Source organism: Acidiphilium multivorum AIU301 (assembly GCF_000202835.1).
GTDB lineage: Bacteria > Pseudomonadota > Alphaproteobacteria > Acetobacterales > Acetobacteraceae > Acidiphilium > Acidiphilium multivorum.
Genome location: NC_015186.1, coordinates 1,164,542 through 1,180,236 on the forward strand (window position 1 = coordinate 1,164,542; position 15,695 = coordinate 1,180,236).

A 15,695-nucleotide genomic window follows, 5' to 3' on the forward strand; every position below is an offset into this window, starting at 1 on the left:
CGCCAGCATCGAGTGACACGAAACCTTAATTTTCAATTTTTCTTGAGTCGCGTAACCAGAACATCAATGGATTTCCTTCATTGGTATATCGCAAGCCTGCGGTCGCTGGTGCCTGGCGCGCTGCGGCGTCCGGCCGGGCAGGATGCGGCGATGACCGTCACCGCCGCCGCCGGCGCGCCCCCGGAAGCCGCCGAGATCACGCAGGAAGGGCGCGGTGGCGCCCGCGCGCTCGGCCGGCTGGGCCAGATGCGGCGGAGCGCGGTGATCCGGCCGGTGGTGCTGCGGCTGCGCGGCGCCGGCGCGCTGATCCGCCGCGTCACCCTCCCCGCCGCCGCGCGGCGCGACCTCGCGGCGGCACTCGCCTTCGAGATCGACCGCCTGACCCCCTTCACCGCCGACGAGGTGCTGGTCACCCACGAGATCCTCGCGCGCGACAACGCGCAGGGCCTGCTGCATGTCCGGCTCGCCGTGCTGCCCCGCGCCTGGATCGCCGATCTTCTCGCCGCGCTCGACGAGGCCGGGCTCGCCGCCGTGCGGATCGAGGCCGCCAGCGCCGAGGGCGAGGCCGTCTTCGCGCTGCCTGGCGCCCGGCGGCAAAGCCGCGTCCCCCCGGCGCTCGCCCTGCTCGCCGCTGGCCTCGCCGTGCTGTGCCTCGCCATCCCGCCGGCGCGCCAGGCGCTCGCCCTGCACCGGCTCGATGCCGCGCGCGCCGCGCTCGCCCCGCGGCTCCGCCTTGCCGAGGCTCTGCGCGGCCGCCTCGCCGCAGAAGACCGCTTCCGCGCCGCGCTCGGCGCCGAGGCAGCGCGCGAGGGCGACACGCTGCTGATGCTCTCCGCCCTCACCCGCGCCCTGCCGGACCGCAGCTATCTGACCGATCTCTCCCTGCGCGACCGGGTGGCGACGCTCGACGGCGAATCCCCCAACGCCGCCGGCCTCGTCGCCCGGCTCGCCGCCGATCCGCATTTCGCCGATCCGGCCTTCGCCGCCCCGGTCACGCGGTCGCTCAACGGCGGCGGCGATGTGTTCTCGATCCGGGTGCGGCTGCGCGACGATGAAGCGGGCTGACGCGATGGCACAGCTCCCGCGCGACCTGCCGGACGGCCGCGCCGGCCAGGCGCTCGCGCTCGCGATCTCGGCGGCGCTGCTCGCCGTGCTCGGATTCGGCGTCATCCGCCCCGGCCTCGCCTGGTATCGCGGCCTCAGCACGCGCGTTGCCACCGTAAGCACGCTGCTCGCGCATGAGCGGCGTCTCGTCGCCGAACTGCCGGCGCTGCGGCGCATGGCCGCACGGGGCCGCCCCGGCGCCGGGCGCAACGCCTATCTCCCCGGCGGCTCCGCCGCCATCGCCGGCGCGCGGTTGCAGGGCGCGGTGCAGTCCCTCGCCGCGACACACCGGATCGGGCTGGACAGCGCCGAGCTGCTCCCGCCGGTCAGCCTCGGCAGCGTCGAACGAATTCGTCTGCGGATCTCGATGACGGCCACCTACCCCGCGCTGATCGGCTTTCTCGACGCGCTCGGTGCCGCGACACCGCGCATGCTCGTCAACCGGCTCGACCTGCACGCAACCGGCGCGCCCGCCACCGGCGCCGACCTGCCGCTGCACGCGAGCTTCACCGTCTCGGGCTTCCGCATCGCGAAGGCGGCGCGATGATCGGCGCACGGCTCGGCCTCGGCGGTCTCGTGCTGGCGCTGGCCGCAACCGCCGCCGCGCTGGCGCTGGCGCCGATGCCGGCGCCGCAGGTCGCCCCGGCGCCGGCGCGCGCGCTCCCGGCGGCGGCCCCGCGCCGCGCGCGTCCCACCGCCGCCATGGCGCAGATTCTCGCCCGCCCCCTGTTCCGCCCCGACCGCCGCCCCGTCGCCGACGCCAGCACCGCAGCCACCTCCATGCCCCGGCTGTCCGGCATCCTGCGCGGCGATGCGGTGCGGCTGGCGATCTTCGCGCGCTCATCCGGCAAGCCGGTCCTGCTCGGCGAGGGTGGGCGTCTCGGCGGCTACCGCATCGTGCGGATCGGCCGGCGCGCGGTGCTGCTGGAGGGCCCGCGCGGCCGGCTCCGCCTCGTGCCGCGCTTCGCCCACGAGACCGGCGCGGCACCGCCCGCCACCATGCCGAAGCCGGCCGCCGAAGCCGGCATCCTTGTCCATCCCGGCCCCCGATAAATCCCAGGAGATCGAGCGAAACCATGCGCGCCCGTGTCCATGCCGGCGTCCTCGCGGCAGCCGCCCTGCTCGCCGGGTGCACCCCACGCCCGCTGCCGCCCAGCGCCACCCGCCTGCTCGCCCCCGCACCCGCCGCGACATCGGCCCCCCCCACCGCCACCATTCCGGGCCGCGCCGACGCCGTGATCGCCACCCCACCCGTCACCGGCGCGATCACCGCGAGCCCCGGCCACGCGCCGCCCGCAAGCGCCCCCGGTGCGCCGCTACCCGCCGGCAGCGGCGATGTCTCGCTCGACTTCGCCGATACCGACATCCGCGCCGTCGTCGCCCAGATCCTCGGCAACATGCTGCACGTCACCTACACGATCGACCCGGCGGTGCAGGGCAAGGCGACGCTGCGCACCGCGCACGACATCCCCGCCTCCGCCCTGATCCCGACGCTGCAAACCCTGCTCGCGCAGAACCACGCCGCCCTCATCCGCAGCAACGGGCTCTACCAGGTCGTCCCGGCCGACAAGGCGGCCGCCGCCCTCGCCACCGCGCCGGGGCTCGACGGATCAAGCGTCGTCACCCTCACCCATGTCAGCGCGGCGCATCTCGCCGCCGTGCTGCAACCCTATGTCGGCAAGGGCGGAAAGGTGATCGCCGAGCCGGACCGCAACGCCCTCATCGTCGAAGGCGATCCGCAGGTCCGCGCCACCCTGCTCGCGCTGATCCGCGCCTTCGACGTCGATGCCCTCGCCGGCCAGTCCTACGCGCTCTACCCCGCCACCGGCGCCAACGCGCGCGATTTCGCCACCGCCCTGACCCAGGCGCTGCACGCCGGCAAGGCGGGCGGCGTGGTCAAGGTGGTCCCGCTGGTGCGCATCGGCGCCGTTCTGGTGATCGCCCCCTCCGGCGCCGCCATCCGCGCGGCGGACCGGGTCTACCGCACCCTCGCCCGGCAGGAAGCGGCGACGCACCGGGCCTGGCACGTCTATTACCTGCGCAACAGCCGCGCCGGGGACGTCGCCGAGGTGTTGCAGGAAGCCTTCACCCCCAACGACGTGACGGCCCAGCCCTCGGCGTCGGACACCACGGGCAACACCGCCCCCGGCGTCTCGGCGCAGACGCTGATGGGATCGGGCGGGTTGGTGGGCAACGCGGCCGGCACCTCCGGCACCGGCACCACCGCCGGGCTCGGCGCCGCCCCCGGCACCAGCAGCGGCACCGCCTCCGGTCTCGGCGCAGGCCTCGCATCCCCCGCCGCCTCGCCCGCCGCATCACCCCCATCGTCTCACGCGGCCGCGAGCAACCCGCTCCTCGGTCCGCTCGGCGGCAGCGCCGGCGGCGGCGGCGATTCAAGCGGCCTCAGGATCATCGCCGATCCCCGCCAGAACGCGATCCTGGTGCGGGCGGACGCCTCGGAAAACGCCTCGGTCGAGGCGATGCTCCGCAAGCTCGACATCGAGCCGCTGGAAGTCGAGATCGACGCGACGATCGCCGAGGTCGATCTCAACGGCGCGCTGAAATACGGCACCCAGTTCTTCTTCAAGTCCGGCGGCATCAACGCGGTGCTCAGCACCGGCACCACCGCCGCGCTGAACCAGAGCTTCCCCGGCTTCGTCCTCGCCGGCCATGGCAGCGACGGCGCGCCGCTCGCGATCTCCGCCCTGCAATCGGTCACCCAGGTGCAGGTGCTCTCCTCGCCGCAGCTCCTCGTGCAGAACGGCCGCACCGCGAACCTGCTGGTCGGCAATCTCGTGCCCTATCTATCGCAGACCTCGCAGAGCACGCTGACTACCGGCGCGCCGGTCATCAACTCGGTGAACTACCAGGAAACCGGCGTGATCCTGCAGATCACCCCCCATATCTCCAGCGACGGGCTGGTGGCGCTCACGGTCTCGCAACAGGTGAGCAACGTCGCCCCTTCGGTCACCACCCAGGGGCTGAACTCGCCGACCTTCTCCGAACGCGCCGTCTCCTCCAGCGTCGTCGTGCATGACGGGCAGACGATCGGCCTCGCCGGGCTGATCACCGACAATGTCCAGCGCGGCAATTCCGGCCTGCCCTTCCTCAAGGACGTGCCGCTGCTCGGCCCGCTCTTCGGCACGCAGGACAACAGCCGCGCGCGGCAGGAGCTGCTGGTGCTGATCACCCCGCATGTCGTCCACGACGCGACCGATGCTGCGGCGCTGACAAGCGACCTCGAACAGGCGCTGCCCAACGCCGCCAACGTGCCCGCCGAACTCAACGGCCTGCCGATGGACGGATCGGCCGATCCGCAAGCGGCGCTGCGCCGGCGTCTCGGGCTGCACTGAGCATGGCGCGGCCCCGCCGGCACGACGACCGCGGCTTCGCGCTGCTGATCGTGCTGGCGGTGCTGGTGCTGTTCGGCTTCCTCGTCACCCGGCTGCTGGTCGCCGCCCGCCAGCAGATGGCGATCGCCGGCAACCTGCGCGACGCGGCGGCGGCGGCGGCGGCGGCCGACGGCGGCGTGTGGCTCGCCGTCGCCCGGCTCGATGCCGGCGGCCCGGCGCCGCGGGATGTGCGGATCGGCGCATCGCATGTCCGTCTTGCCACCAGCGGCGTCGCCGGCCGGATCAACCCCGACACCGCACCCGCCCCCCTGCTGGAAGCGCTGTTCCGCGTCGGCGGCATGGCGGCCGCACCGGCCCGCAGCCTCGCCGAAACCCTGGTCGAGGCGCGCGATCCCGCCCTCGCGCCCGCCCGCCTCGCCGCCCTCGTCGCCCGCTACCGCGCCGCCGGCAGCGCCGAAGGTCCGCCGCAGGCGCCGTTCCGCAGCCTCGCCGAGCTTGCCAGCCTGCCGGGGATGACGCCGGGCCTGCTCGCCCGGCTGCGCCCGCATCTCTCGCTCTACGCCCCCGCCTTGCCCGACCTCGCGACGGCGGATCCGGCGGTGCGCGCGGCGGTGGGGCTGGCGGGGCGGATCGACCTGCCGGGCGGGCAAGTGAGCGGCCCGCCGGTGGTGCGGATCGAGGCGGTGGCCACCGGGCCGGGCCTCGCCCGTGCCGAGCGCTGTGCGACCATCCGCCTGACACCCGCGAATGTCGATGCGCCCTATATCGTGCTGGACTGGTCGGATGCGCGCTGTGGCTGAACCCGCCTCAGCGGTTGCAGATCAACCCCGGCGCACCCGGCGCCGCGGTCACGTCCTTCGGCCCTTTCGAGCACAAATCATACGCAAGCCCCGGCCGTGCCGAGGGCGCCTGATAGACGAACCGATGCCCCCACGGGTCGCGCGGCAGCGTGGTCTGCTTCAGGTACGGACCGTGCCAGCCGCTCACCCCGGCCGGCTTGGCGATCAGCGCCTGCAACCCCTGATCGGTCGTCGGGTAGCTGCCGACATCGAGCTTGAACAGGTCGAGCACCGAGCCGATCCGCTCGATCGACTGTTCGGCGATGCTCGCCTTGGCCCGGCCGAGCTGACTGAGCAGGGCGGGGCCGACAAGCGCGATCAGAAGTCCGAGAATGACGATAACCACGAGAAGCTCGAGCAGCGTGTAGCCGCCCTCACCGTCAGCGCGTTCTGCCTTTGCGTTCATGAACGCGTGAGTATCCGAGAGGGTGGCGCAAGCGCCAGCGACGGCGGCGAGCACGATGACGATTTCACGGAGATATCACGATGACCTCGCTGTTGCGCTGCATGATTCTTGCAGCTTCGGTCTATCATCTTCCGCCTCGCGTCCTGCCGGTGATCGCGCGGATCGAGGGGGGACATGTCGGGCTCGTTCGCCCGGATTCCAATGGCACCGCGGATTATGGGCCGATGCAGGTGAACAGTGTCTGGCTCGATACGATCGCCCGCCGGGCACGGCTTGGCGCACGCGAAACGCGACGACGCCTGATCGACGATCCGTGTTTCAATATTGCCGCCGCCGCCTTCATCCTGCGCACTGACATCGACCGCGCGGGCAACCTTATGCAGGGCATCGGCGACTACCATTCGGCCACGCCGCGCTTGAACGCCGCCTATCGGGCGCGGGCAATAGCGATGGCACAACGGATGTTCGGTCCGCGTTAATTTCACATTCTTGCAACGGAACTATCACGAAATCGGGAAATTTGATCTGTATATATCCGCGCGAGGTAAACATTTCGTGTGGAGCGAATTATGAAACGAGCTTTGGCAATGGCTTGTTCAGCACTTTGCGCGCTGAGCATGACCATCCAGCCGGCACTGGCCGAGCAAGACGGGCGCCTCGCCTTCAACCGTCCGGACGATACCCACGCCTTCGTCGCCGGGCTGATGGACCGCGAGGCCTGGCACAATGGCGGCCGTGAGCAGGGCGAGCATGGCGAACATCGCCGCCACCGCTTCCACCTCACCCATGCGCAGCTCGTCCAGCTCGTCCGCAAGAAGATCAAGTATGTCTTCGTGCTGTATCAGGAGAACCGCTCGTTCGACTCCTATTTCGGCACCTTCCCCGGTGCTGACGGACTTTATTCGCAGCCGGCCGCGAAGACCCCCGGCTTCGTGCAGACGCTGGTCAACACCGATGGCACCGTCGGCACCATCTCGCCCTTCCGCATCGGGCCGAAGCAGTATGCGTGGGACACCGACGATATCGACCATTCGCACGCCCGCATCGCCGCCAAGATGGACGTCGTCGCCGGCAAGCCGCTGATGGACAAGTTCGCCGTCACCGAGGAGCTGAAATATTCGCCGACCGGCAATCCCTCGCTGAAGGCGAAGCAGTTCGGCGAGCTCGCGATGGCCTACGAGGATTGCGATACGGTGCCCTTCCTCTGGCGCTATGCCGACCGCTTCGTGCTGTTCGACCATGTCTTCCAGGACATCACCGGCCCGTCGACGCCGGGTAACCTGTCGATCTTCGCCGCCCAGACCGGCCTGACCCAGTGGGCCCTGCATCCGAACGAGGCGTTCAGCACGTTCGATCCGGCAACCGGGCCGACCGCGACCAACCCACACGGCCTCAAGGTGACGGAGGCGGGTGCCGGCGAGCCGGTGATGGATGACAACGATCCGCTCTGGGGCTCGCCGCTCGACCCGAACAAGACGCCCAACGTGCCGGTCAATGCGGGGGATTTCGGCGGGTCCGCCTATACCTATGGCGTACAGCTCAACCAGACCTACGCCTCCATCGCGATCAACACGATGGGCCGCAATGCCACCGCGATCACCCGTCACGACAGCGATGCCGCCGGCGACCTTGCCGACATTCATGACGACATCTCCTACCTGACCCGGTCCGGCCACAAGCAGGTCAACTGGGGCTGGTATGAGGAAGGCTACGACCACGAACCGACCGATCCGGCCAACCCGGTGGATGCCAACGGCACCCATGCCTCCTACATCACCCACCATAACGGCCCGCAATATTTCGGCTACGTCGCCAACAACCCGGATGAACGCGCCAACCTGCACGGGCTCGGCGACCTGTTCACGGCGCTCAAGGGCGGCACCCTGCCGGCCGCCGGCGGCGTGTTCTACGTCAAGGGCGGTTTCCAGAACATTTTCGGCCTGACGCCGGACAATCCGGTTGCCGCCGCGCGTGCCAACTTCCTCGGCGATGACGACCACCCGGCCTATTCTGACGCCCAGATCAGCGAGGCGATGGTGGCGAAGGCGGTGAACGCGATCGCGAAGAGCAAATACTGGAAGCATGCCGCGATCATCATCACCTGGGACGATTCCGAAGGCGATTACGACCATGTGCCGCCGCCGGTCATCGTCAACGGTCCGGACAAGCAGGTGTTCAAGTTCGGCCCGCGCGTGCCGCTGATCCTGATTTCGCCCTATGCACGGACGCATGAGGTGGACCATCAGGACGGCAGCCAGTCCTCGGTGGTGAAGTTCGTCGACGAGTTGTTCGGCCTGACGCCGCTCGCCTTGCTGCCGGACGAGCTGAAGGGCCGCGCCGATGGCGAGAAGGAATTCGGCGAGGCGAATATCGGCCCGGCCGATGCGCTGACCCCCTATGTCGGCGATCTGATGGGCGCCTTCGATCCGGCACGGCTGACCGGCCGGGCGGCACCGCTGCCGGCGAGCTATGCGATGATCCCGAACAAGGCGATCATGTCGCTGCCGCAGTATGGCGGCAATGGCTGCCAGGCGGATCACATCGTCCCGACCGATGTGGCCAAGGGTATCCGCACATCGGTGCCGTCCGACTTCAATCCGCTGCCGAGCACCAATCCCGGCGTCTAGAGCACGTTCCGATCCTTTCGGATCGGATGTCGTGCTCTATCCTGTTGATAAACAGAGCATCTTTATCCGATCAGATGACTCCATCTGATCGGATGATGCTCTGATCAACCGACGCCTTCGCGAGACATCCCGGCGCATGGCCATGCGCCGGGATGTTTTTGTTCCGGCCCCCCGGTCGCCACGGCGCCGACCGGCCGGGCCGGCGTTTTGTTTTGAATCCAGAACGTTGATGGCGCGGCGGGGCGATGCGGCGTCAGGCAGGTTTTTCGCGGCGGGGCGGGTTGAAGCGGGTGGCGCCGGGGGCGCGGGGCCAGGCGGGGTTTGGCGGCGGCGCAAGATGGTGCGCCGGCGGTTCGGGGCGTGGGGGTAGCTCGGGGGACGGTGTTTCGGGCGGTGGCGCACGGCGGGGCTGGCGTGGGCGGCGGAGCGGTGCGGGCGGGCGGATGCCGAGCGTGTGGCAGAGCGGGCGGAGGATGCGCCCGGCTTCGGGGGTGGCGGCGATGAGGGCGGCCATGTCCGGCGTGTCGAGCAAAGCGCGGAACTGGGCGGCGACGGAGGCGGTGCCGGGGATGAGACGGGCGAGCCAGCCGAAGGCGCGCGGGAGGGTGTGCGGCGGGCCGGAGCGGCCGGCGGGCCGGGTGGCGCGCGCCCGGGGCGGGGTGGCGACGAGGCGGGCGAAGCGGGCGGCGAGGCGGCGGAGGCGCTGCCAGATGAGGATGATGAGCGGCCCGGCGATGCGGCGTTTTGCGCCCTCCCCCGCGATATGGGCGCAGAGCGCCTCGATGAAGGCGTCGAAGCGGGGGAGGAGCAAAAGACCGGGGGATGTGGGGGTTGGGGTGGTCACGGGAGCGAGAGTCCCATGAGGGGCTACGGCATTCACGGATTTTACTTGCGCAGGTAGCTTGCGCCTGATTCTCCATGATTTTGAGGCTGATGGAGAAGATGGTGGCGTTACGTGCTGGAGATTTGGGTTACTTCGGAGATGCGCGACGTGCGGCGATGGGCAGCACGCTGGTTGAACGGGTGGTGGAGACCGGGTCTCTGGTCATCCGCAAGCTTGGTGGCACACGAGCGCGGGAGATTGCGATCCATCGCTTCCTGTCAGCCCCGTCGGTCACGTGTGCGGAGATGGTGGAGACGCTGGCGGATCGCACGGCCGCTGCCTGCCGGGGGCGTCGGATTGTGGCCGCGCAGGACACGACGGAGATCAATTTTTCCGGCCGTGAGGCGCGTCGCCGTGGGCTTGGACCGGCCGGTGATGGGGTATCGGCGGGATTTTTCCTGCATCCGGTGATCGCCATCGACAGTGAGACGGAGGCGGTGCTCGGCCTGGTGGACGCGAAGATCTGGACCCGTTCGGATGAGTTCGATGCGACCCCTGCACGCGAGCGGGCGCTGGAAGACAAGGAGAGCATGCGGTGGCTGGACGGTGCTGCGCGCGCCGCCGGGCGTCTGAGCGGTGCCGCCTCGGTCGTGGTCGTGGCCGACCGCGAGAGTGACATCTATGCGGGCTTTGCCAGGCGTCCGGCATCGGTCGACCTGATCGTCCGTGCCGCCCAGGATCGTGTTCTGGATGACGGTCGCCGCCTGTTCACCGCCCCGGCAGCCTGGCCCGAACTGACCCGGACCTCGGTTCGTGTCGCCCCCTCGCGCACCGGCGTCGCCGCACGGATCGCAACCGTGGCGCTGCGGGCTGGAACAGTGACGATCCGCAGGCCGCGCCATGCCAGCGACACGGAAGGGCCAGAGCATCTGTCCCTGACCATGGTCGAGGCGCGCGAGGTTGACGGGAATGGCGAAAGCGTCCCGCTCTTGTGGCGCCTGCTGACCACGATCGAGACCATCGACGCAGACGGTGCCGCCGAAATCGTACGCCTCTACCGGCTGAGATGGAGAATCGAGGAAGTGTTCCGGTCTTTGAAAAGTGACGGTCTCAGGCTTGAAGAAACCCAGATGCAAGATGCCGGACGGCTGTTCAAGCTGGCCCTGATCGGCCTCGCCGCTGCGACCCGCACCGTACAACTCGTCGATGCCCGCGACGGCAGCAACCGGCCGGCAACCGATGTCATCGATCCCGGATTACTCCCGGCCGCCGATGCCATTGCCCCCACTCTCGAAGGCAAGACGCCGCGACAGAAAAACCCCCATCCACCCCGATCCCTCGCATGGCTCGCCTGGATCATCGCCCGCCTCGGCGGCTGGAATTGCTACTACAAGCCGCCAGGACCAAAGACCATGCGCGCAGGGTGGGCACGCTTCGCTTCTATGGCCACAGGCTTCTTCATCGCAGCTCAGTCAAATCCGTGAATCCCGTAGCCATGAGGGGGTGGGGGTGGGCAAGGATATTTGTTAGTTTTGCTCCCGCACTTGTGTGTTTGGCAATCCAAGCCTGCGGATGGGCGAGGCGCGTCGGGTTGCCAGTGTTCAACGCGAATTTAGCCAGCCACCTCTGTCAGGCGCGATCGGGATCATGAGAGGCCTTTTTTGGAAAAACCCAAAGGTCATAATCTTCAACCATTCTATAGGCGTAGTCACTTGTGGAATTGATCATGTCCCGGACAGCGGGATGATTTGACCAATCTGCCGCATCACATAATGGTCTAGCCATTTGGACGACATCCCATAGCGCACTAAACCTCAGCGACCGGCTGCGCTGGTCAGAAAAGTCGTTTTGTATTCTTATCGTCTCAATCCGATTAATCAGTAAATCAAGGTATTCGACGCAGCTCATGGCCACACCGTAGGGTTTAGCCGAGTCAATAGTTTTCAATATCAATTGCTTAATCGTCTTGAGCCGTTGGATTAAAATTTCATAGGGTGGCACGGCTACAGTCCTCCGGTATTCCAGGGCGTCGGCACTGGCGCTGATCGGCTGGCGCTTCCTTCCGGCAACCACACCTGCATAGCGTTTCCTGGCAACACGTTAACGCCATCGCTGGAGGGCTGAGGAGCAGCCGGCCCTATCCATCCTTTCAGGCCATCACTTGGTGAAGTCACGTAGGCGCCGTCGCCGTTCCAGTTGTTTTGTACAGCGGCACCGGCTCTCCATTCCTCTTCTGAAGGGGGCGGAGCGGGGTGGCGACGAGGCGGGCGAAGCGGGCGGCGAGGCGGCGGAGGCGCTGCCAGATGAGGATGATGAGCGGCCCGGCGATGCGGCGTTTCGCGCCCTCCCCCGCGATATGGGCGCAGAGCGCCTCGATGAAGGCGTCGAAGCGCGGGCGGAGCAAAAGACCGGGGGATGGGGGGGTTGGGGTGGTCACGGGCGCAAAAGTCCCATGAGGGGGTGGGGGTGGGCAAGAATATTTGTTAGTTTTGCTCCCGCACTGGTTTGTTTGGCAATCCAAGTCTGCGGATGGGCGAGGCGCGTCTGGTTGCCGGTATTCAACGCGACCGATCGACTGCCACGGGCGTTGCGGCGATGGTATATTAGGTCAGTAATGCGCCCATCCCGGTCGCCCGGCCTTCCTGGGGACATGCTCCGAAGCCGACACCCGTGGTCGCCCCACTGGTCGCCCAACTGGTCGGCCGGCCTGGGTGGAAAGCCAACCGTCCGATTTTGGGGGAGGAAGGCACGAAACCCGACATTCACCGGAAGCAAGTTGATCGCCCGGCGAAATTAGACCAGTTATTTCGAAGATGCCAGCGGGCGATGCTGCGGTTTCGGCGGATGCGAAGTCTGCAGAAATTCGCCTCCGTTCATGCCTCCGTCTTCAACCACTAACGATCCCTCTCCACTCGCTCCCTTTTCAAGTCAGACCGCGCTGCCGCCCTTGCCGAGTGGCGCGGCCTTTGCGCCGAATAAGCGGCGCCTCCCCTGCCCCACCGGAGACCAGTTCGCATTAAACTGACAACACCGTTTTTGCTCACATGCGGGCGCTGGCCTATGGGGCCGCGTTCATCACCTATCAGGCGGCTTGTGCCTTCGGGCTGGGCTAGAGTCGCCACGAACGGTTACGATGCTGTGCCGGCCAAGCGCCTCTCAGAGCTGTGAGAAGAGATGCGCCTGGGCGCCACGGATCGGGCCGCAGGCGAGTCCGTGTTCGCATTTAGTTGCTTTTGTCATTTGGTCCAGGAACCAGCGTGCATTTTTGCAAGCGAAGCCCCAGGTATCAATATCGATCTCGGTATTGTCGGGGCGCCAGATTGTCTCGCCTTTGTGTTTTTCTTCTAACTTGCCGTATCCCCAGATCGGCTGCCACACGCCGCCGCCCGCATAGACGAAATAGACATATTTCGAATCTTCGATGACGATCTTCTTGCCGAAATAATTCCCCTCGATTTCACTGATAAAGGACGAGTTATTGTCGCGCTTGATATGGAAACTCCTGATTTTGTAGCCCCGATTATCGGTCAGTTTACCCTTTGAATTTTTAAGCTGTAGGGAATGGTCACCTCTTTGATTGACCGGCTTGTGGTCCACACGGATGTGCCATCCCTTGCGTGGAAACATCAGGAATGTCCGCATCATTTTGTAATAGCCGATTTGTCTAAGCTGATCCGACGTAATTTCAAGAATCGCCATGGGTGCCTCCTGCGCCACGGTGAAGGTAGCCGTGTTGTTATGGCTTTGTCTAACGAAATACCTGCGTTGCCGCGTTAACTTAAGGGCAGGCTCTGTCAAAAGAACGTGACTTGAGGCGAACAAAGCGGTCGCGTAGCGTCCGATCGTGACGCAACGCTCCCCGTTCCGCTACTTCAAGACGAGCCCCGAGGTCATCCGCCTGGCGGTGATGATGTACGTCCGGTTCCCACCCTCGCTTTGCAACGTCCGGTTTCGGGATTGAGATCTCAGACCCCCGGCGTCCGAGTTGGGTCGATTTGCACCAGCGCCGACCCTCGCCTGAACGGCGGCTCTTCTCTGGTCGGGACCCGTAACCCGCCATTCCGCTCCCGGCCCAAATCACACATTCGCAACTCTCCCTAACTGCAACACCTCTACCCCTCCCCCACCGCCGTAACGGAGGGGAAAACTGCCGCCTCCACCTCGCGTCGCCGCCTGAGACCGGGGAGCGGAATCCCGTTGGCGAGGTTTCAGCGGGGGAACTGGGCGGCGGCGGCTTTGTCGTCGCCGTTGTTCAGGAGGCGGAACCGGGTGGGGCGGAGGAAATTGCCGGCGCCGCGGTTGTAGACGACGTCGATCCGTACCGCCCGGCGTCGCGCATCCTCGATCAAGGAAAGATTATCAGCCGCCCGGTTTGTTCTGCTGCGCGATGGCTTCCGGCAGTTCCCATTCGTCCGGCGTGGAATTGGGATCGTACCAACGATATCTATTGATGGTCCATAACATCAAACCGGAGAGTCCCAAGGCCACACCCAGCATGCCGACAAATATCAGATATGATGCAAACACATCTTGATTGGGCGCGCGGACGAGTTGCCAAACATTCCAAAGCAGCAGCAGCCATACGAAAAGCGACGATAAAGTTGCCACGTGCCGGAACCGCCGTATCCATTTGACGGTTCCGTAAACATACACTTTTCGCACATAGGTTACGCCGAATATCGCGAAAGCGATCGACAGAATGACTGGGCCGACGGGCAGGCCATCCGGCATGAAGACGTTCAGACCATTATCACCAAATAAAAAATACAAAACATCGAGCACCAGGACGAGCGGGGCCATTAACAAAGTTCCCGCGAACCCAGCAGAGCAGAAATTGACCGCCCGCCTGGGCGGGAGGTAGGGCCGCTTTCTGTCGTCGTCTTGGCTGGCAGTATCCATGCGTTTTATTACGGATAACGTGCTTGCATGCCCGGAGCAAGCCAACGAATGGAGCGTGATTCAGGATTTACGTGACACCCGGAGACGATAGCGCGTTGATAGATATGGATATCTGACTTTGGGAAAGATGGGCGGTCAGGCGGTGTCGGCTTTCTGCGAGTCACCGCCCCATAACGGGCCTTTTGCTTCCGGCCCAAATCACACATTCGCAACTCTCCCTAACCGCAACGTCCCCCCTACCCCTCCCCCACCGCCGTAACGGAGGAGAAAAATGCCGCCTCCGCCTCGCGTCGCCGCCGGAGGCCGGGGAGCGGGATTCCGTTGGCGAGGTCCCAGCGGGGGAACTGGGCGGCGGCGGCTTTGTAGTCGCCGTTGTTCAGGAGGCGGAGCAGGGTGGAGCGGAGGAAATTGCCGGCGCCGAGGTTGTAGACGAAGTCGATGAGGGCGGCCTGCTGGTTGGTGGTCAGGGGGACGGTGACGGCGTGGGTGACGGTCTGGCGGGCGGAGGCGAGGTCGCGCCGGGCGAGGGCTTCGGCGGTGGCGCGGGTGATGGGCGGGGTCGCCTGGGTGACGGGGCAGCCGGTGTCGTCGCGCGTGGAGCCGTAGCCGATGGTCCAGGTGCCGGCGGCGTCGCGGTAGGGGGTGGGAGAAAAGCCTTCGAAGGGGATGATGAAGGTTTCGATCACGAGGGTGAGGATGTCGGGCGGGGATGCGGTTGTCGGGGACGGGCCGGTGATTGGCGCGGCGGTGTTCGGGGGGGTGGTGTCGGGCATTGTCTCGCTCTCCTGCGGCATCCGGCGAAGGTGCCATGATGGCGGGAGGGTGAGAAAGACTAACGTTCAATAACGTCGTGGTAACGGGCGCGGCGCGGGATCAGGGGTTGGGCTCGCCGAAAGTTGTGGCGAGGGTGGCGAGGAGGCTGCCGGGGGGGAACGGGGCGTCGGGGGAGATGCCGGCGCGGCGCCACATTTCGCCATAGGCGTGGAGGAAGGCGGTTTCGGGCTTCAGGCGGGGCGGGTTGGGGCGCAGCAGGGCGGTGGGGCTTTGCCAGTAGCCGATCGGGTTGGCGAAGCCGGGCGGCATGATGGCGTAGCCGTGGGCGGGGTGTTGGCGCGAAAGCGCGGTCAGCAGGTCGGGGCCGAGTTCGCCCCAGTCGATCGCGTCCTTGGGGAAGCGTTCGGCGAGGGCGAGGGCGAGGTCGACCAGGTCGCCCTTCGTGGGGGCGGGGTTGAAGATGACGTTGTTGTTGAGGGTGATTTTCCAGCCGCGCGGGCGGAGGCGGCGGTGGAACCATTCCCATTGGGTGACGAGGAATTTTTGCGCCGGGAGAGCGGAGGCGGGGCGGAGCGCAATGACGTCGGAATCGGTCCAGAGGCCGCCGTGGCGGGAGAGGACGAGGTAGCGGAACCAGTCGGTGAAGCTGGCGATTGAGCCGCGGCGGTTGGTGAAGAGGGCGGATTGGGGGAGGATTTCGGCGGCGTCGGCCCGGGTGGCGCCGGGCGGGAGGCTGGGCTGGGGGGTGTAGGTCCAGACCGTCAGCGCGTAGCCCTGGGCGAGGAAGCTGCGCATGGCGAGGCGTTCGAGGCGGCGGGGCGGGTCGCCGTGCCAGAACATGTGGGCGCGGAGGGTCATCGCCGGAGCGTC

The 15,695-nt window shown here is 66.9% G+C and carries 17 protein-coding genes; 8 read left to right on the plus strand and 9 right to left on the minus strand.

Features of this window, described 5'->3' with window-relative positions; genetic code table 11:
- Positions 1-66: 66 nt before the first annotated feature.
- From ACMV_RS05035 to ACMV_RS05055, 5 genes are read left to right on the plus strand one after another with little or no spacing between them, the layout of a single operon-like run.
- Complete coding sequence (locus ACMV_RS05035) at positions 67-1,065, plus strand: PilN domain-containing protein (RefSeq protein WP_013639745.1); 999 nt, start codon at positions 67-69, stop codon at positions 1,063-1,065.
- A complete protein-coding gene (gene gspM / locus ACMV_RS05040; protein WP_013639746.1) occupies positions 1,052-1,651 on the plus strand; it encodes a type II secretion system protein GspM in 600 nt (199 codons plus the stop codon). Before ACMV_RS05035 ends, gspM begins: the two co-directional genes overlap by 14 nt.
- A complete protein-coding gene (locus tag ACMV_RS05045; protein ID WP_013639747.1) occupies positions 1,648-2,157 on the plus strand; it encodes a hypothetical protein in 510 nt (169 codons plus the stop codon). The genes gspM and ACMV_RS05045 overlap by 4 nt, the downstream gene beginning before the upstream one ends.
- Before the next feature lie 23 nt (positions 2,158-2,180).
- On the plus strand, positions 2,181-4,457 hold the full coding sequence (gene gspD / locus ACMV_RS05050; protein ID WP_013639748.1) for a type II secretion system secretin GspD: 2,277 nt from the start codon (positions 2,181-2,183) through the stop codon (positions 4,455-4,457).
- A gap of 2 nt (positions 4,458-4,459) precedes the next feature.
- Positions 4,460-5,257, plus strand: a complete 798-nt coding sequence (locus ACMV_RS05055) for a type II secretion system protein GspK (RefSeq protein ID WP_013639749.1) — start codon at positions 4,460-4,462, stop codon at positions 5,255-5,257.
- A gap of 7 nt (positions 5,258-5,264) precedes the next feature.
- Here the strand turns inward: ACMV_RS05055 and gspG are convergent, their stop codons facing one another.
- Positions 5,265-5,702, minus strand: a complete 438-nt coding sequence (gspG, locus tag ACMV_RS05060; RefSeq protein WP_041664647.1) for a type II secretion system major pseudopilin GspG — start codon at positions 5,700-5,702, stop codon at positions 5,265-5,267.
- Positions 5,703-5,782: 80 nt separating this feature from the next.
- Here gspG and ACMV_RS05065 point away from each other — a divergent pair, with 80 nt between their 5' ends.
- Complete coding sequence (locus ACMV_RS05065; protein WP_013639751.1) at positions 5,783-6,181, plus strand: lytic transglycosylase domain-containing protein; 399 nt, start codon at positions 5,783-5,785, stop codon at positions 6,179-6,181.
- 138 nt (positions 6,182-6,319) lie between these two features.
- Positions 6,320-8,329, plus strand: a complete 2,010-nt coding sequence (locus tag ACMV_RS05070) for a phospholipase C (protein ID WP_231844487.1) — start codon at positions 6,320-6,322, stop codon at positions 8,327-8,329.
- Between the two features lie 253 nt (positions 8,330-8,582).
- Here the strand turns inward: ACMV_RS05070 and ACMV_RS05075 are convergent, their stop codons facing one another.
- Positions 8,583-9,173, minus strand: coding sequence for a hypothetical protein (locus ACMV_RS05075; RefSeq protein ID WP_154653530.1), 591 nt, complete (start codon positions 9,171-9,173; stop codon positions 8,583-8,585).
- 74 nt (positions 9,174-9,247) lie between these two features.
- Between ACMV_RS05075 and ACMV_RS05080 the strand changes: the two genes are divergently transcribed.
- Positions 9,248-10,636, plus strand: a complete 1,389-nt coding sequence (locus tag ACMV_RS05080; protein WP_013639304.1) for an IS4 family transposase — start codon at positions 9,248-9,250, stop codon at positions 10,634-10,636.
- A gap of 145 nt (positions 10,637-10,781) precedes the next feature.
- Here the strand turns inward: ACMV_RS05080 and ACMV_RS20770 are convergent, their stop codons facing one another.
- The 7 genes from ACMV_RS20770 to ACMV_RS05110 form a co-directional block, all read right to left on the minus strand.
- Positions 10,782-11,225 carry a hypothetical protein gene (locus ACMV_RS20770; protein WP_148361054.1) on the minus strand — a complete coding sequence of 148 codons (444 nt, stop codon included), beginning with the start codon at positions 11,223-11,225 and terminating at the stop codon, positions 10,782-10,784.
- A 97-nt stretch (positions 11,226-11,322) separates the two neighbouring features.
- Positions 11,323-11,589: a hypothetical protein gene (locus tag ACMV_RS05085; RefSeq protein ID WP_041664648.1), complete on the minus strand. Its 267-nt coding sequence runs from the start codon at positions 11,587-11,589 to the stop codon at positions 11,323-11,325.
- Positions 11,590-12,308: 719 nt separating this feature from the next.
- The gene (locus tag ACMV_RS05090; protein WP_011941839.1) at positions 12,309-12,851 is read right to left on the minus strand and encodes a hypothetical protein; all 543 of its coding nucleotides are present in this window, start codon (positions 12,849-12,851) and stop codon (positions 12,309-12,311) included.
- A 509-nt stretch (positions 12,852-13,360) separates the two neighbouring features.
- Positions 13,361-13,501: a glycoside hydrolase family protein gene (locus ACMV_RS21440; protein ID WP_013639757.1), complete on the minus strand. Its 141-nt coding sequence runs from the start codon at positions 13,499-13,501 to the stop codon at positions 13,361-13,363.
- 10 nt (positions 13,502-13,511) lie between these two features.
- The gene (locus ACMV_RS05100) at positions 13,512-13,952 is read right to left on the minus strand and encodes a hypothetical protein (protein WP_013639758.1); all 441 of its coding nucleotides are present in this window, start codon (positions 13,950-13,952) and stop codon (positions 13,512-13,514) included.
- Between the two features lie 335 nt (positions 13,953-14,287).
- Positions 14,288-14,824, minus strand: coding sequence for a lysozyme (locus ACMV_RS05105; RefSeq protein WP_013639759.1), 537 nt, complete (start codon positions 14,822-14,824; stop codon positions 14,288-14,290).
- A gap of 100 nt (positions 14,825-14,924) precedes the next feature.
- Positions 14,925-15,683: a glycosyltransferase gene (locus ACMV_RS05110; RefSeq protein WP_013639760.1), complete on the minus strand. Its 759-nt coding sequence runs from the start codon at positions 15,681-15,683 to the stop codon at positions 14,925-14,927.
- Positions 15,684-15,695 lie beyond the last annotated feature (12 nt).

Coding starts and splice junctions, on each gene's coding strand:
- ACMV_RS05035 (WP_013639745.1), top strand. CDS start 67: ATGGATTTCCTTCATTGGTATATCGCAAGCCTGCGGTCGCTGGTGCCT.
- gspM (WP_013639746.1), top strand. CDS start 1,052: ATGAAGCGGGCTGACGCGATGGCACAGCTCCCGCGCGACCTGCCGGAC.
- ACMV_RS05045 (WP_013639747.1), top strand. CDS start 1,648: ATGATCGGCGCACGGCTCGGCCTCGGCGGTCTCGTGCTGGCGCTGGCC.
- gspD (WP_013639748.1), top strand. CDS start 2,181: ATGCGCGCCCGTGTCCATGCCGGCGTCCTCGCGGCAGCCGCCCTGCTC.
- ACMV_RS05055 (WP_013639749.1), top strand. CDS start 4,460: ATGGCGCGGCCCCGCCGGCACGACGACCGCGGCTTCGCGCTGCTGATC.
- gspG (WP_041664647.1), bottom strand. CDS start 5,702: ATGAACGCAAAGGCAGAACGCGCTGACGGTGAGGGCGGCTACACGCTG.
- ACMV_RS05065 (WP_013639751.1), top strand. CDS start 5,783: ATGACCTCGCTGTTGCGCTGCATGATTCTTGCAGCTTCGGTCTATCAT.
- ACMV_RS05070 (WP_231844487.1), top strand. CDS start 6,320: ATGACCATCCAGCCGGCACTGGCCGAGCAAGACGGGCGCCTCGCCTTC.
- ACMV_RS05080 (WP_013639304.1), top strand. CDS start 9,248: ATGATTTTGAGGCTGATGGAGAAGATGGTGGCGTTACGTGCTGGAGAT.
- ACMV_RS05090 (WP_011941839.1), bottom strand. CDS start 12,851: ATGGCGATTCTTGAAATTACGTCGGATCAGCTTAGACAAATCGGCTAT.
- ACMV_RS05100 (WP_013639758.1), bottom strand. CDS start 13,952: ATGGCCCCGCTCGTCCTGGTGCTCGATGTTTTGTATTTTTTATTTGGT.
- ACMV_RS05105 (WP_013639759.1), bottom strand. CDS start 14,824: ATGCCCGACACCACCCCCCCGAACACCGCCGCGCCAATCACCGGCCCG.
- ACMV_RS05110 (WP_013639760.1), bottom strand. CDS start 15,683: ATGACCCTCCGCGCCCACATGTTCTGGCACGGCGACCCGCCCCGCCGC.